The 22,322-nt window shown below is 60.1% G+C and carries 27 protein-coding genes and 2 pseudogenes; 23 read left to right on the top strand and 6 right to left on the bottom strand.

Features of this window, described 5'->3' with window-relative positions:
- Nucleotides 1-3: 3 nt before the first annotated feature.
- The 8 genes and pseudogenes from OKW44_RS16895 to OKW44_RS16860 all read left to right on the top strand — a co-directional run.
- Nucleotides 4-852: an electron transfer flavoprotein subunit beta/FixA family protein gene (locus OKW44_RS16895; RefSeq protein WP_026226295.1), complete on the top strand. Its 849-nt coding sequence runs from the start codon at nt 4-6 to the stop codon at nt 850-852.
- Entirely contained in the window at nt 849-1,958 is a 1,110-nt protein-coding gene (locus OKW44_RS16890; protein ID WP_018423210.1) for an electron transfer flavoprotein subunit alpha/FixB family protein, read from the top strand. Before OKW44_RS16895 ends, OKW44_RS16890 begins: the two co-directional genes overlap by 4 nt.
- A gap of 11 nt (nt 1,959-1,969) precedes the next feature.
- The gene (locus OKW44_RS16885; protein ID WP_018423211.1) at nt 1,970-3,280 is read left to right on the top strand and encodes an FAD-dependent oxidoreductase; all 1,311 of its coding nucleotides are present in this window, start codon (nt 1,970-1,972) and stop codon (nt 3,278-3,280) included.
- Complete coding sequence (locus tag OKW44_RS16880; protein ID WP_018423212.1) at nt 3,277-3,576, top strand: ferredoxin family protein; 300 nt, start codon at nt 3,277-3,279, stop codon at nt 3,574-3,576. Before OKW44_RS16885 ends, OKW44_RS16880 begins: the two co-directional genes overlap by 4 nt.
- Before the next feature lie 11 nt (nt 3,577-3,587).
- Nucleotides 3,588-3,722: a hypothetical protein gene (locus OKW44_RS16875; RefSeq protein WP_275426097.1), complete on the top strand. Its 135-nt coding sequence runs from the start codon at nt 3,588-3,590 to the stop codon at nt 3,720-3,722.
- A gap of 63 nt (nt 3,723-3,785) precedes the next feature.
- Nucleotides 3,786-3,914, top strand: coding sequence for a hypothetical protein (locus OKW44_RS16870; RefSeq protein ID WP_018423214.1), 129 nt, complete (start codon nt 3,786-3,788; stop codon nt 3,912-3,914).
- Nucleotides 3,915-3,971: 57 nt separating this feature from the next.
- The gene (locus OKW44_RS16865; RefSeq protein WP_239499213.1) at nt 3,972-4,391 is read left to right on the top strand and encodes a hypothetical protein; all 420 of its coding nucleotides are present in this window, start codon (nt 3,972-3,974) and stop codon (nt 4,389-4,391) included.
- A gap of 11 nt (nt 4,392-4,402) precedes the next feature.
- Nucleotides 4,403-4,632 (top strand): annotated as a pseudogene (locus OKW44_RS16860) (helix-turn-helix domain-containing protein); the annotation flags it as partial.
- Nucleotides 4,633-5,076: 444 nt separating this feature from the next.
- Here the strand turns inward: OKW44_RS16860 and nifA are convergent.
- The gene (gene nifA / locus OKW44_RS16855) at nt 5,077-6,954 is read right to left on the bottom strand and encodes a nif-specific transcriptional activator NifA (RefSeq protein ID WP_204357166.1); all 1,878 of its coding nucleotides are present in this window, start codon (nt 6,952-6,954) and stop codon (nt 5,077-5,079) included.
- Between the two features lie 163 nt (nt 6,955-7,117).
- On the opposite strand from nifA, the gene OKW44_RS16850 reads away from it, so the two are divergent.
- Complete coding sequence (locus OKW44_RS16850; protein ID WP_018423219.1) at nt 7,118-7,471, top strand: reverse transcriptase domain-containing protein; 354 nt, start codon at nt 7,118-7,120, stop codon at nt 7,469-7,471.
- On the top strand, nt 7,413-7,661 hold the full coding sequence (locus tag OKW44_RS16845; RefSeq protein ID WP_084754308.1) for a group II intron maturase-specific domain-containing protein: 249 nt from the start codon (nt 7,413-7,415) through the stop codon (nt 7,659-7,661). The genes OKW44_RS16850 and OKW44_RS16845 overlap by 59 nt, the downstream gene beginning before the upstream one ends.
- 29 nt (nt 7,662-7,690) lie before the next feature.
- Here OKW44_RS16845 and OKW44_RS16840 read toward each other — a convergent pair whose 3' ends face one another.
- The 4 genes and pseudogenes from OKW44_RS16840 to OKW44_RS16825 form a co-directional block, all read right to left on the bottom strand.
- Nucleotides 7,691-8,074 (bottom strand): CBS domain-containing protein, encoded by a 384-nt coding sequence (locus tag OKW44_RS16840; RefSeq protein WP_162634068.1) that lies wholly within the window; start codon nt 8,072-8,074, stop codon nt 7,691-7,693.
- Nucleotides 8,075-8,370: 296 nt separating this feature from the next.
- Complete coding sequence (locus OKW44_RS16835; protein WP_018423221.1) at nt 8,371-9,078, bottom strand: helix-turn-helix domain-containing protein; 708 nt, start codon at nt 9,076-9,078, stop codon at nt 8,371-8,373.
- Between the two features lie 253 nt (nt 9,079-9,331).
- Nucleotides 9,332-9,472, bottom strand: a pseudogene (locus OKW44_RS16830) (ATP-binding protein); the annotation flags it as partial.
- 353 nt (nt 9,473-9,825) lie between these two features.
- Nucleotides 9,826-10,545: an IS6 family transposase gene (locus tag OKW44_RS16825; protein WP_018423223.1), complete on the bottom strand. Its 720-nt coding sequence runs from the start codon at nt 10,543-10,545 to the stop codon at nt 9,826-9,828.
- Between the two features lie 585 nt (nt 10,546-11,130).
- On the opposite strand from OKW44_RS16825, the gene OKW44_RS16820 reads away from it, so the two are divergent.
- The 7 genes from OKW44_RS16820 to OKW44_RS16790 all read left to right on the top strand — a co-directional run bounded on the left by OKW44_RS16820 (nt 11,131) and on the right by OKW44_RS16790 (nt 17,282).
- Entirely contained in the window at nt 11,131-11,592 is a 462-nt protein-coding gene (locus OKW44_RS16820) for a helix-turn-helix domain-containing protein (RefSeq protein WP_026226297.1), read from the top strand.
- A gap of 96 nt (nt 11,593-11,688) precedes the next feature.
- Entirely contained in the window at nt 11,689-12,003 is a 315-nt protein-coding gene (locus OKW44_RS16815) for a transposase (RefSeq protein ID WP_018423225.1), read from the top strand.
- Nucleotides 12,004-12,273: 270 nt separating this feature from the next.
- The gene (locus tag OKW44_RS16810; protein WP_239499215.1) at nt 12,274-12,630 is read left to right on the top strand and encodes a cupin domain-containing protein; all 357 of its coding nucleotides are present in this window, start codon (nt 12,274-12,276) and stop codon (nt 12,628-12,630) included.
- On the top strand, nt 12,627-13,691 hold the full coding sequence (locus OKW44_RS16805) for an NAD(P)/FAD-dependent oxidoreductase (RefSeq protein WP_018423227.1): 1,065 nt from the start codon (nt 12,627-12,629) through the stop codon (nt 13,689-13,691). The genes OKW44_RS16810 and OKW44_RS16805 overlap by 4 nt, the downstream gene beginning before the upstream one ends.
- Before the next feature lie 43 nt (nt 13,692-13,734).
- Complete coding sequence (locus OKW44_RS16800) at nt 13,735-15,372, top strand: methionine--tRNA ligase (protein ID WP_084754313.1); 1,638 nt, start codon at nt 13,735-13,737, stop codon at nt 15,370-15,372.
- Nucleotides 15,365-16,495, top strand: coding sequence for an NAD(P)/FAD-dependent oxidoreductase (locus OKW44_RS16795; RefSeq protein WP_018423229.1), 1,131 nt, complete (start codon nt 15,365-15,367; stop codon nt 16,493-16,495). The genes OKW44_RS16800 and OKW44_RS16795 overlap by 8 nt, the downstream gene beginning before the upstream one ends.
- Nucleotides 16,496-16,562: 67 nt before the next feature.
- Entirely contained in the window at nt 16,563-17,282 is a 720-nt protein-coding gene (locus OKW44_RS16790; protein WP_018423223.1) for an IS6 family transposase, read from the top strand.
- A 60-nt stretch (nt 17,283-17,342) separates the two neighbouring features.
- Here OKW44_RS16790 and OKW44_RS16785 read toward each other — a convergent pair whose 3' ends face one another.
- Complete coding sequence (locus OKW44_RS16785; RefSeq protein ID WP_018423230.1) at nt 17,343-18,290, bottom strand: LysR family transcriptional regulator; 948 nt, start codon at nt 18,288-18,290, stop codon at nt 17,343-17,345.
- Between the two features lie 141 nt (nt 18,291-18,431).
- Between OKW44_RS16785 and OKW44_RS16780 the strand changes: the two genes are divergently transcribed.
- From OKW44_RS16780 to nodC, 6 genes are read left to right on the top strand one after another with little or no spacing between them, the layout of a single operon-like run.
- Complete coding sequence (locus OKW44_RS16780) at nt 18,432-18,674, top strand: hypothetical protein (RefSeq protein ID WP_018423231.1); 243 nt, start codon at nt 18,432-18,434, stop codon at nt 18,672-18,674.
- On the top strand, nt 18,671-18,793 hold the full coding sequence (locus OKW44_RS16775; protein WP_018423232.1) for a hypothetical protein: 123 nt from the start codon (nt 18,671-18,673) through the stop codon (nt 18,791-18,793). The genes OKW44_RS16780 and OKW44_RS16775 overlap by 4 nt, the downstream gene beginning before the upstream one ends.
- Nucleotides 18,790-19,437: a response regulator gene (locus OKW44_RS16770; protein ID WP_162634069.1), complete on the top strand. Its 648-nt coding sequence runs from the start codon at nt 18,790-18,792 to the stop codon at nt 19,435-19,437. The genes OKW44_RS16775 and OKW44_RS16770 overlap by 4 nt, the downstream gene beginning before the upstream one ends.
- Nucleotides 19,438-19,472: 35 nt before the next feature.
- Entirely contained in the window at nt 19,473-20,066 is a 594-nt protein-coding gene (locus OKW44_RS16765) for a NodA family N-acyltransferase (protein ID WP_018423234.1), read from the top strand.
- Nucleotides 20,063-20,755 carry a chitooligosaccharide deacetylase NodB gene (nodB, locus tag OKW44_RS16760; RefSeq protein ID WP_084754315.1) on the top strand — a complete coding sequence of 231 codons (693 nt, stop codon included), beginning with the start codon at nt 20,063-20,065 and terminating at the stop codon, nt 20,753-20,755. Before OKW44_RS16765 ends, nodB begins: the two co-directional genes overlap by 4 nt.
- A complete protein-coding gene (nodC, locus tag OKW44_RS16755) occupies nt 20,733-22,070 on the top strand; it encodes a chitooligosaccharide synthase NodC (RefSeq protein WP_084754317.1) in 1,338 nt (445 codons plus the stop codon). Before nodB ends, nodC begins: the two co-directional genes overlap by 23 nt.
- The last annotated feature ends 252 nt before the right edge of the window (nt 22,071-22,322 follow it).

The raw sequence follows: 22,322 nt of genomic DNA, 5'->3' as shown, positions 1-22,322 counted from the left end.
ACCATGCACATTGTCGTCTGCATCAAGCAGGTGCCGGACTCGACGCAGATCCGCGTTCATCCGGTCACCAACACGATCATGCGCCAGGGTGTTCCGGCGATCGTCAACCCGTATGACCTGTTTTCACTCGAAGAGGCGCTGCGACTGAAGGACCGCTTCGGCGGCAAGGTCACGTTGCTTTGCATGGGCCCGCCGCAGGCCGAGGAAGCGCTGCGCAAGTGCATCAGCCTCGGCGCGGACGACGCCGTGCTGCTCACCGACCGTGCATTCGCTGGCGCGGATACGCTCGCTACGTCGTACGCACTGGCAGCGGGTATCCAGCAGATCGCGAAGGAGCAGGCGGTGGACATCGTGTTCACTGGCAAGCAGACGATCGACGGCGACACCGCGCAAGTCGGCCCCGGTATCGCGAAACGCCTCGGGCTGCAACTGCTGACCTACGTGTCGCGCATCGTCGAGACCGTTCTCGATGCGCGCACGATTACCGTCGAGCGACGCGCCGAGGGCGGCGTGCAGGTGCTCAGGACTGCGCTGCCGTGCCTGATCACAATGCTGGAGAACACCAACGAACTGCGTTTTGCGACGCTGCCCGCGATGATTCATGCGGCCGGCTATCCGGTGCACAAATGGAACTGCGAACAGGCCGGCATCGAAGACCTCAGCAAGATCGGCCTGAAGGGCTCGCCGACAGCGGTCAGAAAAGTCTTTGGACCGACGCCGCGCAGCGCGAAAGCGGAGATGCTCGACCTCGACGCATCGAGTCTGTGCGACGTGTCGGTGAACCTGCTGCAAAAGATCTTCACGCGCCATCCTACCCTGGAAGCTGACCTGCTGATGAAGGAGGGGTCATGAACGCACCCGCCGCCACCGCGAAGAAACCCGCCGGCCGCGCAGGACGCAACCTCGAACTGCCGGAACACCTGAAGGCCTACAAAGGCGTCTGGGTCTTTATCGAGCACGACCGTGGACACGTGCACAGCGTCTCGTGGGAACTGCTCGGTGAAGCGCGCAAATTGGCCGACACGCTCGGGAGCCGAGTGGGCATCGCGGTGCTCGGCGGCGCGAATGAACCGCTCGAACAGTTCGCCGCAGAAGCCTTCACTTACGGCGCGGACGATGCGTACATCGTCCACGACCCGGTCTTGCAAGGCTATCGCAACGAGCCGTTCACGAAAGGGCTGACCGACCTCGTCAGCCGGCATCAGCCCGAGATCCTGCTGCTGGGCGCGACGTCGATGGGCCGCGACCTCGCCGGCTCCGTAGCGACGACCTTGCTGACCGGGCTGACCGCCGATTGCACCGAACTCAACATCGATCCCGCGTCGCGGGCGCTGGCGGCGACGCGCCCCACCTTCGGCGGCTCGCTGTTGTGCACGATCATGACGCTCGCGTACCGTCCGCAGATGGCGACGGTGCGCCCGCGCGTGATGCCGATGCCGATGCCGCTGCGCGACGCCGAACGCACCGGCAACATCGTCCATGGAACGCTGGGGATGATCGAGACGGACATCGTCACGAGGCTGCTCGACTTTATCCCGGATGCGAGCAGCAACCGGATCAACCTGCCCTATGCCGATGTGATCGTGAGCGGCGGCAAGGGGTTGAAGAGCCCGGAGAACTTCCAGTTGGCGTTCGAACTGGCTAACGTGCTCGGCGGCGAAGTGGGTGCGACCCGGCCATGCGTGCAGGCCGGCTGGGTCGAGGGGGAGCGCCAGGTGGGACAGACCGGCAAGACGGTGCGGCCCAAGCTCTACATCGCCGCCGGCATATCCGGCGCGATCCAGCACCGCGTGGGCATGGAAAGCGCAGACGTGATCGTGGCGATCAACACCGATCCGAACGCACCCATCTTCGATTTCGCACACTACGGGATTGTCGGCAATGCGTTGCAAGTGTTGCCCGCGCTGAAGCAGGCTTTTGTGGAGCATTTGACCCGGCGCCGCAAGCAGGCTGCCTGAGGAGAATCACGATGAGAAAACCTTCACAGTTCGATGTGATTGTGGTCGGCGCCGGTCCGTCCGGCAACGCTGCCGCTTACACGATGGCCAAGGCAGGTCTGGAAGTGCTGCAGATCGAGCGCGGCGAATATCCTGGCAGCAAAAACGTTCAGGGTGCGATCCTGTACGCGAAGGCGCTCGAAGAGATCATCCCGGACTTCCGCGACGATGCGCCGCTGGAGCGCCACATCATCGAGCAGCGGATGTGGATGCTCGACGATACGTCGTTTGTCGGTACACATGTGCGCAGCGAGGATTACAACAAGCCGCCCTATAACCGCTACACGATCATCCGCGCGCAGTTCGACAAGTGGTTTTCATCGAAAGTGCGCGAAGCCGGCGCACTGCTGCTCTGCGAGACCACGGTGAAGGAACTGATCATGGACGGCGACCGGGTGGTCGGCGTGCAGTGCGACCGCGAGCACGGCGATGTCTATGCCGACGTGGTGGTGCTCGCCGACGGCGTGAATTCGACGCTCGCGCGCCGGGCGGGCTTTCATGGAGAGATCGGGGCCGGCAACGTTGCGCTCGCCGTCAAGGAGATTCTCTTCATGCCAGAGGAGACGATCCGCCAGCGCTTCAACCTCGGCGAGGACGACGGCGTCGTGATCGAGATGGTCGGCAGGATCACCGACGGCATGATGGGCACTGGCTTCCTCTATACCAACAAGGAATCACTCGCCATAGGCGTGGGCTGCATGCTGAGCGACTTCAAGAAAAACCCCAACCGCACGAGCCCCTACGTGCTCCTCGAAAAGATGAAGCAGCACCCGTCGATCGCTCCGCTGATTGCGGGCGGCGAGATGAAGGAGTATTGCGCGCATCTGATTCCCGAAGGCGGTTTTCACGCAATCCCGCAGGTCTACGGCAACGGCTGGATGATCGTTGGCGATTCAGGCGGTTTCGTGAACGCCGCGCACCGAGAAGGATCGAATCTTGCGATGACCACGGGACGCCTCGCCGCCGAAACGGTGATCCACGCGAAAGCCGCGGGCCACGGCTACCGCGCCGGCACGCTCAAGGCCTACAAGACCGCGCTCGATCAGAGCTTCGTGATGAAAGACCTGCACAAGTACCGCGACATGCCGGCCGTGCTGCACCAGAATCCGCAGTTCTTCACGACCTACCCCGACCTCATGGCGCGCGCCGCGCGCACGATGATCACGGTCGACGGTAAGGACAAGAAAAGCAAGGAGCGCGAGATTTTTTCGAGCTTCCGCACAGCCCGTTCGCTTTCCGGCATCGTGAGTGACGCCTACAAACTCCTGAGGGCCTTCCGATGAGCACCCTACCCGTCAACGTAGAGGAAAAGCTGTTCCAGAACCGTTACCGCGTCGATGCAGGACGGCCGCACGTCCACATCAAGGATGCCGACGTCTGCCAGAGCGAATGCAGCGCGAAGAGTTGCACCTTCGTCTGCCCGGCCTCGTGCTACAAGGCCGAAGGCAACGGCGCGGTGACGCTGATCACCGACGGCTGCCTCGAATGCGGCAGTTGCCGCATCCTCTGTACCGACCACCAAAATATCGAGTGGGACTACCCGCGCGGTGGTCACGGCATCCTGTTCAAGTTCGGTTGAGGAACAACGTCATGGCCAGACCAGAACGACATGTGTTTGCTTGCACCGAGAACCGGCCGCCGCCGCATCCGCGGGGCGCCTGCGCGGGCGGCAAGGGCTCGACCGCGCTGCTGAAGGCCTTCTGGGCGGAACAGCGGAAACGCTAGGCGCCCGATACCGTCGCGATCACGTATTCGGGCTGCCTCGGCCCGTGCGATCAGGGCGCGCACGTGCTCGTCTATCCCGACGCGGTGCTCTACAGCGGCGTGACGATAGCCGACGTGGAGAAAATCTTCACGCGTCACCTCGAAGGCGGCGCACCGGTACAGCGCCTCATCGCTGCGGAGACGGTGTGGTGAACCTGCTATCCGGGGTCGAGTCGACACGAACTGTTCGGCGGCGAGGTGTCGGCCGCCGTGCGGCGCCTCATCGAAGGCCTGCACGGCGCGCCGGCCGAGCAGATCGTCGCGGTCCTGTGGAGCGTCACACTGACCTCTCCGCAAAGCCTTGCCGCCTACTATCTGCTCTACAAGTTCCATGCTGGACGCTGCGAACTCGATGAGGCAGAGCACGCGGCCCATCTGGGACTAATAGCAGCTGCGCATGCCGCCGGGTTGAACGAGAACTGGCAGATGGTACAAGCCGGCGACGCGAACTTCCACGCGCCCGGTCCCGCCTGCTTCTGGCTGTTCACGCTAAAGGCGCTCGCCTTGATCGGCCTGCGGCGCGGCGAACGCGAAACCGCCACACAGTTGATCGCACAACTACGGCAGCTCGATCCGGCGGATCACCTCGGCTTCGCCGTAGTGGAAGCGTTGCTGCAACGGTCCGTCTGAGGAGACACACGATGTCCAAACGGCCCGCCATCGCATCGTTGGCCGACGACAATCTGGCAGCTGCGGCGTGGCAGCAGTCGACCGTGCGCTGACCCTGCTGGCTGCCTTCGGCAACGGCACGTCCGTGCTGTCATTGAGCGCGCTCGCGGAACGCACGCGCATGTACAAGAGCACCGTGCTGCGCCTGCTCGCGTCGCCGGAACATCCGCATCTCGTGGTCCGCCGCGCCGATGGGTGCTACCGTACATGCGGACTTTCAAGGTGGCTGTGCCGCTGTGCCTGACGGGTTTCGCTGGTCGGTTCCCCGTCGCTTTCGCGCACTCGACATTCCCGGGTTTTGCCGACCACGCTCTAACCCGTCGTGCCATCACGTCCAGAAATTCAACGCGATCGAACAGCACCGCTTGTGTCGCTTACCGCATCCGGCGTGAGCTGATGGTGGAGCGCGACAGGGCCGTCGAACCGGCGATGACAGCGCCGCGTTCGCACCACCTTAGTCGAGATTCCGACCGCCCGTGAGGTCGGGCGGGCTGTTCTCGACGATTACCGAATTGGCGCCGACGCGGGGGCCGCTTCCGATCGTGATCATGCCAAGATCCGCGCCAAATCCAGGCTTGACTTGTCCGAGCTATTCGCATCAGTCGCGATGTCGCGGCCCCGACACGCCGCAAGTCCGACAGTGCTTTCAGAAACGCTTGATCTCGACACCGTATTTCCTCAGCGCGTAGCCAATCTGGCGCGGCGTCAGTCCAAGCAGTCGCGCCGCCCTTGCCTGCACCCAGCCGGATCTTTCCATGGCGGCGATGAGACGCTCGCGGTTGGTCATCTTCGCACCACTTCCGAGGGCTGCGCCGCCAGGCGCTAGCGGAGCCTGCTCGCTGCCGACAAGCGGGACAGCAACTGCGCCCGACGTAGCAGCCTCAGCAGGGGGCGTACCCGGCCTCACTTGCACTGGTACGATCGGCCCAGGCTGCAGCGCCATCTCGTCCGATCCGCTCTGCCACAGCATCGCGGAAAGGCACTGGCCGTGGCAGCAGGCAAAGTCGTTTCTCACGATCGATAGTCCCGGCGCTAGGGTCGCGCTCCGCTGCACGCAATTCTCGAGCTCGCGGACATTGCCGGGAAAACCGCAGTTCATCAATACTTCAATCGCACTCGCATCGAAGGTCAGCGTACGGCCGTTCTCGCTGTTGAAATTCTTGAGAAACTCAACGGCGAGGAGCGGAATATCACTGCGCCTTTCACGCAACGGCGGCAGCAGCAAGGGAACCACGCTGATGCGATAATAAAGGTCGGCGCGGAACTCGTTCCTTGCCACCGCGTCTTCCAGGTTCTTATTCGTGGCGGCAATCACGCGAACATCGACCTTAATGGTCTGGTTGCTGCCGACTCGCTCGAATTCTTGCTCCTGCAGGACGCGCAGCAGCTTTGCCTGGAACGAGGCCGAGATCTCGCCGATCTCGTCCAGAAACAGCGTCCCCTTGTCGGCGAGCTCGAAGCGCCCCTTGCGCGAATTGAAGGCGCTGGTAAAGGCACCCTTCTCATGACCGAACAATTCGGATTCCAGCACCGTCTCAGGGAGCGCCGCGCAATTGAGCTTGATGAAGGGCCGCTTGGCTCGCGGCGACAGCTCGTGAAGGGCCTTGGCGACCAGCTCCTTCCCGGTACCGGATTCCCCGCGCAAGAGAACTGTGCTGTTCGATTTGGCTACCACCGCGATCTTCTCGAGCAGGCCGCGCAGCGCCGGGCTGTCGCCAATGATCCCCTCGACCTGAAACTTCTTTCGCTCCTGCGCAGGGTACTTGAGCTCGGACAATTGTTTTTGCAGCCCGTCCCTCCCCGCCATCAGTCGCTCGCGGTCGCTCTTGAATAAGCGATGCAGCTGCACCGTCTGCCCCACCAGGTTGGCGATCATGGTAAGCAGCCGCACGTCGTAATCGAGCCGGAAGTTCGCCCCATTATCCAGGATGCGGTCGATGGTCAGCGTGCCCACGACTTTCGCGTCGATGCGAATAGGAACGCCGATGAACGACACTCGCATGTTGTCGGAAGCACCGAGCACGCCCATGTCGGCGGCACTGAAGCCCGAATGCACCGCTATGTTCTCGGCGACGAGCGGCCTGTCCGTCGCCATGATCTGGTCAATTGCCTTCTGCGGCAGGCGCATCCGGTAGTGCTCATCGCTGCCTTCGCTCCAGTCCGCGCCAACGGTAATGTCCGGTACGCCATCATCGTCGAAGAGAGAGACAATACCGACCCGCATCTGCACAACCGATTGCAGGAGATCGATGACGTTGGCCAACGTGACTTCGAGCCGGTAGGGTGCGGTGAGTACCTTCGATATTTCGAAGATGCCGGTAAGCACGCTCTCGTGCCACCGCACAATAGGGACCGCGTGGTCCGTCTCGGACTTTGAGCTAGGCCTTTCGCGGACGGAAGCGATATGCAGCATGACGACGTCTCCGTTGTTGTGACCATCCTCCCTGTCACCTTGTTCGGATTTACGAGTATTGTGTTGCATATGATCCTCGATCTCGCGCCCAATTTCACGGACTGACTTCAAGAGATAACGCCTTTTCATGGCAGGACGGTGAAACGATAGTGCCTTGATTTACTTATTTTCTCCTTTTGCCATCTCGCCGCGCGGATTCCGCCAGGAACGCGAGTCCCATTGATGTCGCTCAAATCAACCGCGATTTGTCTACTCCAGGTGCAGCCGATTACAGGTGTCGTCCATCATTGATTGCTACCTCAGTCTGGTTCGCTATGTCGATGACTTTGTGATCACCGGTTACTCGAAAGAGTTGCTGGAAGACGAGGTCAAGCCACTGGTCGAGGTCTTTCTGCACGAGCGCGGACTGACGCTCTCCTCGGAAAAGACTAGGATCACGCACATCTCGCAAGGGTTCGACTTCCTCGGGCAGAACATTCGAAAATATCCGAACGGCAAGCTACTCATCAAGCCATCGAAAAAGAATGTTCAAACGTTTCTGACGAAAGTGCGCGCAGTCATCAAGGACCATGCATCGGCCAAACAGGTCAATCTCATCGGCCTGCTCAACCCGATCATCGATGGCTGATCGAACTATCTTCGATACGGGGGTCTCGAAAGAAGTCTACAACACAGTCGACACTGCCATCTGGCAGGCGTTGTGGAAGTGGTTCTGCGGGCGGCATCCGTGCAAGGGCGCACGACGGATCAGAGCGCGATACTTCCATCGTGAAGGAACGCGGCGATACTGGGTATTGGCCGCGATACTGGTGAACTAACGGCAGAAGGGAACCCAGGACGATTGAGGCTACGCAAAGCATCCGACGTCCCAATCCGGCGACATGCGCAAGTCCGTGGCGAAGCCCATCCCTTCGACCCGGCATGGGAACGCTACTAAGACCGCTATGGTTTGAAAATGGTGAACAGCCTGTCGGGCCGAGGACAACTGATCCGCCTCTGGTTGGACCAGGAACGGGCTTGCCGGCCAGCGGTCGGGCCCGGACAAGCCAAGCGGCCCGATCAGCGTATCCTGCTCGCCCAGCACGCCGATATGACGCATCCGGCTTTCAAGCAGGCACCGGCGCGCCGCCATCTGCATGGCAGTGTCCCTTACGGTCGTCTGCCGCATGCACTCCAGCATCGGCCCTGATACAAGTCGTCCGATTTCGACATCCAACGTGTGGTTCGGCATGGCTTCCCGGCGAACCCTATTTCTCGTCTTTGAAATGGACGCAAGTGTATCGAACACCGTCTGCCTGCGCCTTGATTTGGGTCAAGTAAGAGATCAGGAACGCGCGGAGCGATCAGGAGGCGACTCAATCGCATCGCCGCCCCGGCCCTGCGCACTTGTCTGACCCCAAATCATGTGCGAATACACGTGGACTGTTTCCATTCGGCGGATTCTGGGGGAGTCACGAACGGATTGGACAAGCGATGCGATTCATGAAACAACCGAAACCTGTCCGCGTTGGAAGCCGCTTTCTTACCTCAGGCAGAAAGACGAGCGACCTTGTTCAATCCGGCGAAGTCGAGGATACGGATTTCTTTGCCGTTCACGGTGATGAGCCTCTGCCTCTGGAACCTCGACAATATCCGGCTGACCGTCTCCAGCGTCAACCCGAGAAAGCTGCCGGTCTCCTCGCGCGTCATTCGCAAGATGAATTCGGTCGGCGAATAGGCGCGTGCCCGCCAACGCCGCGAGAGATCCAGAAGAAACGACGCAACCCGCTCGTCGGCCGCCATCGTGCCGAGCAGCGTACTGAAGCCGCCTTGCCGCACGAGTTCCGCGCTGAGCATTCGGTAGACGTGACCCTGCACCGCTTTGACTTCCCGGCTCAGCAACTCGAGCAGATCGAACGGCATCACGCATACGCTGCTGTCTTCAAGGGCGATGGCGTCGCTTGCATAGTGGCCGGTAGCGATGCCGTCCAAGCCCAACGGCTCTCCGGCAACGTAAAACCCGGTGACCTGGTCCCGCCCGTCCGGAAGCAGCGAGAGCTTCTTGAACGATCCCGTGCGAACCGCATAGACTTTGCAGAATGAATCGCCCGCGCGGTGCAATGCTTCGCCTTTTCTCACGTGGCGATAGCTGAGAACGAGGTCGTCCATTTGCCGGTCGCAGGCGAGCTCATCGGGGTTCATCGCGCAAAACGGACGCATCGTGCAGGTCTTGCATGACGTGCCACTCGAACCCATGGGCTTCGTCCGCGAAGCCGTTGCCGAAGGCCGAAATGTGTCGGTCTGTGGTGCGGTAAGCCGATTGTGCGCAATTGCCATGTGATTCTCTTTACTCAATCGATGTCCAAGTTTGTTTCACAAACCCGTCTTTGTCATCTCGAAATTACGCGGCTAACTGTCGCACAACTGAATCGAGGCAAACCATGATCCAGATCAAGGAAAGCAGACCGATCCGTCGGGGCGACAAGTGTCCCCCGCGAGTTTGATCGGGTTCGGGCATCGGTTTGGGTGCCCGGAAGGTATCGCCGTCAAGCACGATGCGGTAGGCGCCGTGGCGTAGACGGTCGAGCGTAGCGGCACCGAGGATGCGGTCGCCGGCGAATGCCTCGCCCCACTCGCTGAAGTCAAGGTTAAATGCAGGGTCTATTTTTACGCGAAGTGTCAGCCCCATGGGGCCGTGAACGCGACAGATCTAACCCCTGTCTCTCCGCATAATGATGATGTCTTTCGTGGCCGATCGCCACTACAGGAGGACGTCATGTTGGCAACATACTTCGTTTCCCCACAGCGATTGCAAGAGCTCCGAGAAGGGCGCGGTGGTGCTCTGCTGGAGCTCTTCTCGCAGGTTCTAAATGAGTCGGGCAGCGACAATTGTTTTGGCCGACCGGCCGTGCTGCTTGACGCTGTCTAGGCGCACCGCGGAATAGCGGTTGTGGTGCAAAAATTTGGATCGGAGGCGAGCGAAGTGTGTGCAACCCAGTCGCTTCACGCCGCGAGCACGGCACTCCAGATTGCAGACGGAGTTTGGTCTTTGATACGTAGGCGACCGATGGCAAACTGGTTCTTGCGAATGCGATGCAGGAGTTCGACGCCGGCCAGCGTGATCGCCGCGCAGTCGAAGTTCTTGAACCCCGGCATGGGGCCAGTCCTCGACTTGACGCCGCGATGATCCTGCTCGATCAGATTGTTTAAATACTTCGACGAGCGGCGCTTCGTGTTGCGCCACACCGGATTTTCGCCGGGCAGTTCGCGCACTGCCCGATTTGATGCCGCGTAGCCATCGAGCGTGATGCTGGTGGGAGCCCGGCCCTGGGTCCTGAGCGCCTTGCGCAGGAACGCTTTGGCCGCAGCCACGTCACGTTTCGGACTGAGCCTGAAGTCGACCGTATTGCCATCGCGATCAACGGCGCGGTACAGGTAGACCCACCGGCCGCGCACCTTCACGTACGTCTCGTCGACGCGCCACGAGCGGCCGGCTTTGCGCGCATAACGGGCCCAACGCTTCTCGAACTCCGGCACGTAGCGTTGGACCCAGCGCATGATGGTCGTATGTGCGACGTGTAGTCCGCGTTCCACCATCATTTCGACGAGGTCCCGATACGAGAGCTTGTAGCGGCAATACCAGCGCACACAGAGAATGATGAGTTCGCGTTCAACGTGCCGACCTTTGAACAGTTCGTCCAGATCCCGGAGCCTCTTCGCCATCCTGATTCACCGCCGCTAAAGCCTCTACTTTAGCTCACCACGAATTTGCACCTGAACCACGTGCAGTCCAGGCTAGTACACGCCGAGTTGGGCAAAGGCAGATATGACGCAGGCCACTGTCGCGAAGGTCGAGTGCCGGGAATCCCGCTCGCCCGGATCTGGGAGGGTGGAATTCGAATGACGGAGCTACACGGCCATGAACTGAGACGCGGGTTAGCTCTCAATCCGCTTCGCTTGTCAATAATTTTCAGTCGGACAAAAGTGTGACAAAGCCGACAGTCCGAATAAGACCAGAACCGCCAGTGTGTCTGAAGTAGCACGCTTTTTCTGGTTGGCACCGGTCTTGCGTGTGAACGGCGAGGGTACCAAGCAACAGCGCGTTCGAAGCCCTATTGACCATGTCGCCGGGCGCTTGCCCCTTCGAAAAGGGGATAAAGTTAAGCTAGGCGAATTGCTGAATTTGGTGGAAAGGAGACCATTCCGTTAGCCTGCCAGGACTGGGCCAATACCAAGGCAGCCTAAGTGTTGCTGGTAAACGCGTTTGAATTTTGTTAGCTTCGGCGAACCCATTGCGCCGGAGTCCAGGTGAAGTGTGTTGTAGAGCTGAGCGAAGCCGAGGAAAAGACCTTGCAACAGATGTCGTTGAACCACCAGCATCGCGACATGCGCATCCAGGCCGCGGGCGTGATGATGCCCGGCCGCAAGATCAAACTGACTGAAGTGGCTGCGCAGCTCAGCGTGAGCGGGCAGTCGGTCTACAACTGGTCGCACGCGTGGCGGGAATCCGGCATATGTGGGCTGCCGGTCGGTCATAAAGGCGGACGTCCCCGTTCGTTGTCTGAAGCCATGATCGCCACCGCCATCGAGGCGGCCAGCGCCGAATTGATGACTCTCAGACAGATTGCGCAGCGCGATGAAGAAGCTCATGGTGTGCCGTTTCCCTGCCGCCTGGATACCTTGTCGACTGCGCTCAAACGAGCGGGGTTTTCCTACAAGCGTGGTCGCTATTCGCTCAAAAAAAGCGTAACCCCGAGGAGTTCGCCGTGAAGGCCTCCACCCTCGCGAAGCTTACAGCAGGCCGCACTCGACGGTGCGTGCCAGCTGTTCTACTTCGATCAATCCGGGTTCAGTGCTTCGCCCCCGGTGCAGCGCGGCTGGTCGCCCATCGGCGAACCGCATCGTGTGTTCCCGCAACCGCACTGCAAACGCTCCGTCCTTGGTGCACTGGATTTCGGCGCCAACCTGCTGACGTATCACACCAGCAAGACCACGATCAAACGCCCCGATGTCGTGCAATTCCTTGAACAGATCGCGCGGAAAAGCACGCCCGGTCTGACGACGGTAGTGGTGCTCGACAACGCCTCGATCCATCACAACATCGATCAGGAAACAATCGACCGATGGTTTCTCGAACATCGCATGGTGCTGTTCTATCTGCCGCCTACAGCCCCGAACTGAACCTCATCGAAATCCTCTGGAAGCACGCCAAGTATCACTGGCGCCGCTTCATCACTTGGACCAAGGAAACCATCGATTTGCAGATTCTGATCGCCGCCCGGATTCTGCAAGGTGTGGGCGCAGCATTATTAGTGCCGTGTTCACTGACACTCATTAATAGTGCTTTTCCGGTTGCCCAGCAGCGAGCCAGTGCGATCGGTGTGTGGGCTGGATGCGCCGGGGTAGTGGCGACAGCATGTACACAAGGAAAGGATCGCTATGGAAAATCACATGGAAGATGCAACGGCGGACGCGGTGGTGGCACCGTTTCCCGTCATACCGGAATGGCAGGAAGCCGTGGATATTGAAGGCGTGAAGCTGTTCATGCACAGCTTCGCCGGCGGGTTGGCCGGTGCGCCGCTACGCACTTCGCGGTTCACGATCCTACCCGGTTGCAGGACGCTGGAAGACGAGCATGCGGTCCGGGAGATCTGGTTCATCTCCGAGGGTACCGTCGATGTCTGTTACGACAATGCATGGCATCGCGTGAGTGCCAGGCAAGCGGTATTTTTCGAATCGTGCAAGCCTCACTTCGCGAGGAATAACGGTGGTATCGAAGCGCAGATTTTCTCCGTGTGGTGGGCATGATGACTGACAGATACGATCTGGCGGTTGTCGGCGGTGGCATAGTCGGCGCATGGACCTTGTATCTGGCGACTCTACGCCACCCGCGATGGCGTATCGTGCTCGTCGATCGATACAGGGTAGGCGACGGAGCGACCGCCCATTCGGCCGGCGTGCTTCTCGCCACGGGGCGTTCAGCGCGCGAACGCAAGCTGGCGGCGATCAGCGCCGATCTTTACGGCGATGTACAGGCGCTGCTCGGTTTGAAAACGACCCAGGCCGACGTATTCTGGGTTGCCGACGCCCAATCTAGCGACGAGGTGCGCTCGGGCGCGGTCGACTTCTCGATCGGTGGCGACTCGATCCCACAGACGGAGTTGGAAAACAGGCTCGGCGTTCCGGCGACTCTCGGTGGTGCACAGATTGTGTTGCGCGGCGGCACGGCGGTCAGCCACGATCCAGGGCTTATCGCAAGGTCGTTGATCAGTGCAAGTCTGCGTTCGGAGCACGTGAGTTGTGTAGAAGGCTCCGCCGTGACGATGATGCGGCCGTCTTCTGGGGGCGCCGAGGTACGGCTGGCGGATGGTCGTGCGTTCCACGCCGCGCGCTCTGTGGTTGCCGTCGGGCCTTGGATCGTGGAGGAGCCTTTCGAAACGTTCGCTGACGCGCACGACGTGCGGATCAAGAAAGTCGTCGCGTTGCACGTCGACCACTCGCCGCAGTCTGACGCCGCAGCCGTATTCTTTCCACAAGACGACGCCTATCTGATGCCGTTGCCCGCCCGCAACCAATGGTTGTTCAGCTTTCGCAGCGACGAATGGGACTGCCGGCCTCGCAAGCACGCTTTGGAAATCAGCGAGCGCGACCGTGACCTAGCCAAAGACGTCTTGCATCGCTATCTGCCGGAGCTGGCCAATGTCTGCTGCGGTGGCCGGGTGTTTTGCGACGCCTACACATCCACAGGGGAACCGCTGGTCTCTCTCGACCGAAGCCGCGCGGCGGTTTTTGCTGGCGCTGGCAGCGGCGCGGGCTTCCGGTTGGCGCCGGGCATCGCTGATGAAGCCTTGCGCCTGATCGAAGCATGAGGCAAATGCCTCCCCTCTTCCTGTTTCTCTCAAATGCACACACATGATCACTACTGTGAACTCTTCGAGGCGGAAGTTTTTCCTAATGCCTATACCGCCGACGCCGAACGGCCGCCTGCATCTCGGCCATATCGCCGGGCCCTATCTGCGGATGGACATGCTGTGCCGCTATCTGCGCAGTCAAGGCCATCGTGTGCGCGTCGTGTCCGCCGTCGATGGTTTCGACTCGTACGTGCTCTGGAAGGGACTACAGGAGACTCGCCAGCCGGAGGACGTCTGTCGTGACTATCATGCGCAGATTGCCCGCGATCTGGCGGCGCTTGATATCGAAGTCGATGATTTTCTCGATCTGGTGCAAGGGCCGTACGCAGCCAGCCATGCTGATAACGCACGGCGCGCTGTCGAGACCCTCGTGGCGAGCGGTTGTACCGAAACCATCACCGAGAAGGTGCTGTACAGCCGCGCGACCGGCCGGTACCTTACGGGCGCATGGCTGACAGGCCAATGCCCGCAGTGCGAAGCGCCGGCGGCCGGTTATTTTTGCGAGGCCTGCGGTGCCCACTTTCGTCCTGAGTCGATGCTCCATCCCGAGCCACGGATGGGCGACGCCGATCTGGAATGGCGTGAGACGGAAAACCTCTTCCTGCGCGTGCCGGATGAAGCGGAACTTCTGCGGCGGCTGCAATCCGCGGGTGCACCGGAGAAGTTCATCGCGGTAGTGCTGCGGTTTTTATCGCACGAGCGAGGCCTTTTCAGGTTGACTGCGCCCGGCGATTGGGGCGTCGCCTGGTCGGCGGACCGCTGGGGCAATCCCAGGGTACTGTTCGAGGCCGGATGGGAGTATGGCTTAACGTGCGGCGAGCGCTACGCGCAGATGGCAGGCGGCGAAGCTCATCCGATGATCCACGGCAGCGACGTGACGACGCTGGTCAGCTTTGGCATCGACAATGCCGTCCTGCTGTTGGCGGGCTCGGTTGCGGTGATGAACGCGTTGCCGGAGCGTCAGCCGTTCGATCACGTGCTGACGAACTACTTCTATAACCTTCAGGGCTCCAAGTTCTCGACTAGCAGGCTGCATGTCGTTTGGGCTGCCGATATCGTCGACATGACACCTGCGTCAAGCGATGCAGTGCGTTACTTTCTGGCTCGCGAGAGCCCGGAAGAGCAGACGACCAACTTCGACGTGGGCGACTTCATCCGCTTCGTCAACGATGACCTGGCAGGCATGGTGCAAGCACGGATCGACGCCGCCTGGGAGACGCTGACGCGAGGTCCGCAGCGCGAGTGGTCCATTTCGGCTTCAGTGGCCGAGCGCTTCGAGGCGTCGTCGAGTACGTTGGATCACGCATTTCGACTCGATGCCGTCTCCGTGCGCGCTGCGTGTGCCGTGCTGCTTGCATGGGTCGGCCTGCCGCGGGTCGATCTCGGAAGTCCAGAAGAGGCATACGGTTGGCTCAAAGGCCTCGCGTATTTTGCCGCGCCGGTCATGCCCCGGCTGGCTGCCGAACTGTGGCGCGGGCTTGGACATGAAGGGATGCCGTTGCGGCACGATATGCTCTGCGCGTCGACACCGAATGCGCAAGGTAACTGCCGCGCATGGTTCTCACCGCTATCGCTGGAATCGCTCCGTCCATGCCTGCCAGTCAGCCTCTCGCTAGACGGAGTGGAAAGCCATGCGTGAGACTGCCGACGTTGTGGTGATAGGCGGCGGCTCGACCGGTAGCAGCGTCGCGTGGCATCTCGCGAGTGCCAGTCTGACGGTAAGACTGCTCGAGCGCGGGACAATCGCGTCGGGTTCTTCCGGCGATTCCCCAGGCATTGTCCGTCAGTACTATGCGAACCCCGCGTTGGCTCGACTCGCGGCGCGCGGCTTGCGAGCCTACCGGCAATGGGCCGAGACGTTCGACGGCGACTGCGGCTACCAGCGTACCGGTTTTCTGACTGGCGTGGCCCAAGCCGAGTGGGAGCACACCGGCGGACAGGTGCATCAGCAGCAATCGGATGGCATCGGCGTTGAGCTCTATTCGCCAACGCAGATGCGAGCTTTGATGGCCGACCTCGAGGTTGACGGTCTCGCTGGCGCGGTATTCGAACAGGATGCCGGCTACTGCGATGCGCGCGCGACAGCGCGGTCTTTCGCACAGGGCGCGCGGCGGTTCGGTGCGGTCATCGACGAGCACCGGGCCGCGCGCCGCATTAACACAGTCAACGGGCGGGTGACCGGCGTGGAAACCGATCGCGGCAGAATCGACTCCCCAGTCGTGGTCAATGCCGCGGGTCCTTGGGCGGCGTCTCTCGCTGCGACTTGCGGCGCCAATCTGCCGATTTCCGCGTCGAGGCAAAGCGTGGCCATCTGCAGGATTGGGGCGCAGGTGGACGAAGCGCGGTTGCCCGGGTATAGCGAAAGGGGGCTCGGTTTCTATCTGCGGCTGGATAGCCCTGGCGTCTATATGATCGGCTCCCTCGCTCCGGACGACAGTTGCCCGGTCGATCCGGACGCGCTTCGCCGCCAGATGGACGGTGACGTGATCCGGCGATATTGCGAACGTGCCGCGCAGCGTTTTTCCCGACTCTCGGGTGCGTCGCCGGTTGGCAGTAGGGTGTCATTTTTCGACGATACCCCCGATGGGAATCCGATCGTGGGCGTTGATCCGCGCATCGAAGGGCTGATTGTCGCTGCGGGTTTGTCGGGACACGGATTCAAATTCGCGCCGGTGTTTGGACAGGAAATCGCCGCATTAATCGACGGAGGAAAAATGCATGTTGACCTCCACCAGTTTGAGGTTAGCCGATTTATCGACTAACGTTCGGCGGGTTCAGGTGCAAATTCGTGGTGAGCTAAAGTAGAGGCTTTAGCGGCGGTGAATCAGGATGGCGAAGAGGCTCCGGGATCTGGACGAACTGTTCAAAGGTCGGCACGTTGAACGCGAACTCATCATTCTCTGTGTGCGCTGGTATTGCCGCTACAAGCTCTCGTATCGGGACCTCGTCGAAATGATGGTGGAACGCGGACTACACGTCGCACATACGACCATCATGCGCTGGGTCCAACGCTACGTGCCGGAGTTCGAGAAGCGTTGGGCCCGTTATGCGCGCAAAGCCGGCCGCTCGTGGCGCGTCGACGAGACGTACGTGAAGGTGCGCGGCCGGTGGGTCTACCTGTACCGCGCCGTTGATCGCGATGGCAATACGGTCGACTTCAGGCTCAGTCCGAAACGTGACGTGGCTGCGGCCAAAGCGTTCCTGCGCAAGGCGCTCAGGACCCAGGGCCGGGCTCCCACCAGCATCACGCTCGATGGCTACGCGGCATCAAATCGGGCAGTGCGCGAACTGCCCGGCGAAAATCCGGTGTGGCGCAACACGAAGCGCCGCTCGTCGAAGTATTTAAACAATCTGATCGAGCAGGATCATCGCGGCGTCAAGTCGAGGACTGGCCCCATGCCGGGGTTCAAGAACTTCGACTGCGCGGCGATCACGCTGGCCGGCGTCGAACTCCTGCATCGCATTCGCAAGAACCAGTTTGCCATCGGTCGCCTACGTATCAAAGACCAAACTCCGTCTGCAATCTGGAGTGCCGTGCTCGCGGCGTGAAGCGACTGGGTTGCACACACTTCGCTCGCCTCCGATCCAAATTTTTGCACCACAACCTTCCTAACTTGGGTGGATTGGTCTTCGCGTGGTCTCACGCGGAGGAACCATGCGTGACGCCTCCTGCAATATTATCTCCCGCATCCAATTGCTTGCCGGATCACTGTTGTGAAGGGCAGACCATTGGACGGCCTCGGTGAATGCGGGAAATGGCAGCGGAAGGTCGACGATCCGCAGAGGCATCGTTTTTTCGAAATGCTTGACCAGCCTTAAGGGCATCGTCCCTATACGGTCAGTGTTTAATAGCATGGGCGGGATCATGCTAAAGCTCTGCACGATGACCTCGTCCCGTCTCTTGAGACCGTGCTCAAGCAAAAACCATTCCTCAATGGAGGGCTGCCGCGTACGCCCGAACTTGACCACAACGTGCCCCATCGACATGTATCTCTCGAATGTGAGCTGCCCTGATAGCTGCTTGTTCGTGCGGCAGCCTACGCACACGAGCGTCTCCTCGAACAGCTTCGCTTTAGGGTGCGCGCTCGACATGAACAATTCCGGCAAGATAAGAAAATCGGCTTCGCCGCGCCGGAGAACCTCATCGGGGTCATCGGCAAGTGGCAGCAATTCGAAGCCGACGGCGGGAGCTTCCCGTGCAATACGCTCCACGATCTTTCGAAAAAATACGACTGCCATGAAATCGGAAAGAATGATCCTGAAGCGGCGATCCGATTTGGCTGGGTTGAAGACGTCCCCGGAAATAACGGAGAGCTGGATGTGCACCAGAGCCTCGCGGATTGGAGCAGCGAGCCCTTCTGCACGCGGTGTTGGGACAAATTCCCGGCCCCTCATCGTAAATAGTTCATCGCAAAAATAGGCGCGTAGCCGGGCGACGGCCGCGCTCATGGCCGGCTGGCTCAGGTTGATGCTGCGTGCCGCCGCGGTGAGATTACGCTCGGTCATCAGAGCATCGAGCGCGACGAGGAGATTCAGATCGAGGCCCTTGAAACGCATGATCCCAAGTTATCCATAATGTAGATGTGTTCCATCAAAACAATCGATTTTACGAATTGTACGGCATGGAGGATAGTGTTCCTGGTAAATCCATTTCATTTTCGCAACTTGCTGGCGCCTTCGTGGTGCCGGGGGTAGCGGATGAAGTGTGTCGTAGAACTGAGCGAAGCCGAGGAAATGACGTTGCAGCAGTTGTCGATCAATCACATGCATCGGGACACGCGCACGCGAGCGGCAGCCCTGTCGCTGCTCGGACACAGGACAAATCGCAAGCTCACCGCCGAGCAACTCCGCGTGAGCGGGCAGTCGGTCTGTGACTGGCTCACGCATGGCGCAACATCGGCGTGTATGGCCCGACGGGCGGCCATAACGGTGGGAACATGAAGCACCACTGGCGACGCTTCATCACCTGCACGAAGGAAACGCCGATGCCGAACTCGCTGAACTTTCTCGGCGGATACGGCACCAAATTTCAAGTCAATTTCTCGTGGACGCTCTCATGAATGCTCTAACAAAACGTCGGGCCGGAGAAACAGAATTTAGGCATATCAAGATGGTTGTCGATCTTTGCCCTGACTTCGAGAAAAATCCTCAGGTGTACGTCGAGCATGCACCGAGGCACATGTCCAATGCGGCCACGGTCTCCGGCGGCATGGGCAAGCTGGATCGCGCCGACACGACGCGACAAGCGTCTGGCAGGTCGCGTAGGCGCTTACTACCGGCAAACCTTCGCAAAGTTCTCCAAACCCTTTCTATATCGGCCGGTTACCTTCGTACAGTTGAGGCAACCCTCGACTTCGCCTTGGCTTCGCGACGAATCGGGAGCAGCCGATTTCAGGTGCCAAATGCTTCAGCGACCCGGCCAAATGGATCTCGTGTCAATCGCGGTCAGGTCGTGCGGAAGATGCGGGGGAAGTCTTTGGTAGATCTGGTACGAAAGGCACGCGCACTCGATGTACTCTCCATCGTCGATGAGGTCCGATCGGTCCGTGAAGCGTTGGCGGAAATGCTCTTTTCTTCGGGCTTCATCCCAGAACTGTTCCAGAGTGCAGATGATTTCTTGAAATCGAACCGCTTTCTCAGCAAGTCCTTCGCGTCCGTCGGGTCCGCCCTCAAAGGCCGGACGGCGCATAGGAGGCAGTCGTGAATTTGGCCGTGTCCACAGCTAGAGGACCTCTCTCCATGCGCTCTCAGGTGCAGTGGAGGCTGGTTTGGGAAAATGAGTTGCGACTCGCCGACCACATCGAACTGTCCGAGTTCTTCCGAAAGACCTACGGACCGACCGGGGCGTTTAATGCAAAACCATTCGAAGGCAATCACAGTTGGGCTGGTGCGAGGCCAGAGTTCCGTGCAATCGGCTACGACGCGCGCGGCGTAGCGGCTCATATCGGCTCACTGCGTCGTTTCATCAAGGTTGGCGCAGTCGATCTACTAGTGGCCGAACTAGGATTGTACGCGGTACGTCCGGATCTTGAGGGACTCGGAATCCCTCAATTAATGCGCGTGATGTATCCCGTGTTGCAGGAACTTGGCGTTCCATTCGGCTTCGGCACGGTTCGACACGCGTTGCGGCAACATATTGCAAGGCTGCTCGGCCGACCCGGTCTGGCGACTATTGTGTCTGGGGTTCGCGTGAGGTCGACCCTTCGAGAAGTGCATCTCGACACGCCGCCCACGCGCATCGAGGACGTACTCATTGTCGTCTTACCGATTGGACGGTCAATGAGCGATTGGCCGACCGGAACGATAATTGATCGGAACGGGCCAGAGCTGTGAGGCACTGCTTATCCGAAGCGCGCAGCGAGTGCGCTGACACCACCGGACGTCGCAGCGTTTATTTGACGTTTGACGACGGCCCTAATCCACTTTGCACACCGGACGTCCTCGATTTGCTGGCGGAACACCGGGTGCCAGCGACTTTCTGCGTCATCGGCGCGTACGCTGCGGACCAGCCGAAGCTGATCCGACGGATGATCGCAGAAGGGCACGAGGTCGCAAACCACACGATGACTCATCCGGACCTGTCCAGATGCGAACCCACCGAAGTACAACAGGAAATACTAACGGCAAGCGGGGTCATCAGGATGGCGAGCCCCCATGCTTCGCCGCGGTATATGCGTGCCCCGTATGGCATGTGGACGGAAGCAGTGCTCACTACGTCAGCGAGCGCTGGTCTGGCGCCCCTCCATTGGTCGGTAGACCCGCGAGACTGGTCTCGTCCCGGCGTAGACGCGATTGTCAGCGCAGTGCTGGCCTCTGTCCGGCCGGGTGCAATTGTGCTGTTGCACGACGGATGCCCTCCCGATGAGTTGGGACGATGTGCTCACGCTGGTCGGCGCGAGCAGACCCTCACGGCGCTCTCCCTCATGATTCCGGCATTGCATGACCGGGGGTTCGCAATCCGATCTCTTCCTCAACCTGACCGGACGAACCAGACACCCTATGAACGTGCTTGCCCCAACTAGCACTGTCGCTGCCTCGTTTTATGCGCTGCTCTCGACTGTCTATAAAAGCACGCACGCGCTTTATGCTAAGCCGACAAACGTGTCATCGCTGTCGGACGGCCTGGTCGACTCCGACACTCTGCCGGGCGTGGATGTCATCGTTCCCTGCTTCAACGAGGACCCGCGCACGCTCTCGGCATGCCTGGAGTCCATTGCAATCCAGGACTACGCCGGAAAACTGCGGGTCTATGTGGTTAATGATGGTTCTGCGAATCTCGACGCCGTGAGGCCGATATACGATGCCTACCCGCGCGACCCCAGATTCAACTTCATTACGCTTCCCCCAAATATGGGAAAGCGCAAGGCACACATCGCCGCGATACGCCGCTCGTTTGGAGATTTGGTGCTTAACGTCGACGCGGACACGATAATCGGCTCAGACGTGGTCACGAAGCTTGCATTGAAAATGCAAAATCCAGCGATCGGCGCGGCCATGGGTCAGTTGACCGCCAGCAACCGGAGCGACACCTGGTTGACCGGGTTGATCGATATGGAGTACTGGCTCGCTTGCAACGAAGCGCGCGCGGCTCAGGCTCGCTTCGGTGCAGTTACGTGCTGCTCCGGTCCATGTGCCATGTACCGCCGGTCCGCGCTCCTTTTGCTGCTAGATCAGTACGCGACGCAACTTTTTCGCGGGAAACCGGGCGACTTTGGCGAGGACCGCCATCTCACGATTCTCATGCTGACGGCAGGTTATCGGACCGAGTACGTTCCGGACGCCATTGCGGCGACAGTCGTTCCGGACAGACTGGGGGCGTATCCGCGCCAACAACTGCGCTGGGCGCGCAGTACCTATCGGGACACGTTGCTTTCGCTGCGCCTGCTGCCCTGTCTCGATCGCTACCTTACGCTGGACGTGATCGGACTGAATCTGGGCTCGCTATTTCTCGCCTTATCGCTTCTAGCGGGGCTCGCGCAGCTCGCATTGACAGCGACAGTGCCGGGGTGGACTGCCCTGATAATCGCATCATTGACCATGATCCGCTGTAGCATGGCATCGGTTCGCGCTCGCCAGATTCGATTTCTTGGCTTTTCTCTTCACACACCCATTAACCTCTTTCTCTTGCTCCCCCTGAAAGCCTATGCGCTCTGTACGTTGAGCAATAGCGATTGGCTGTCACGGAGCGCTGCTGCCAACGTGCCACGCAAGATTGGAAACAGGCCGCCACCGGAAACCCGAAGGCGGGACCGAACGCTACCGAATTTCGGTAATTGCGGTGGCGCTTCGCAGAGCGGATCTTACGCGCGGTTCTTCGACGTTGGTGGTGGCATATGACGGCGTTTGTAGCGACGAGTGATCGTGCACGCCACTTATCTTAGATGCTATGGAAGGGCCGTGTCAGTCGCATCCATTTTGCGTGCTCCTTTGGAGAAATGTGTCCGGAAAACCCATTTTACTCCAGCGGGCTTACTTCCACCGCACTTCCATAGCATCTAGAGACGATCGTGCTTTCCGTTGAGAATCTAGCAGTTGGTTTCTAAAATCCCTTACCGGCTAACGATTTGTGCATCCGTCGACTCCGCGAAA

It is taken from the genome of Paraburkholderia lebeckiae, from assembly GCF_050436325.1.
GTDB classification, from domain to species: domain Bacteria; phylum Pseudomonadota; class Gammaproteobacteria; order Burkholderiales; family Burkholderiaceae; genus Paraburkholderia; species Paraburkholderia tuberum.
Note: the sequence above shows the minus strand (reverse complement) of the source record. Positions and strands in the feature narration are given on the sequence as shown.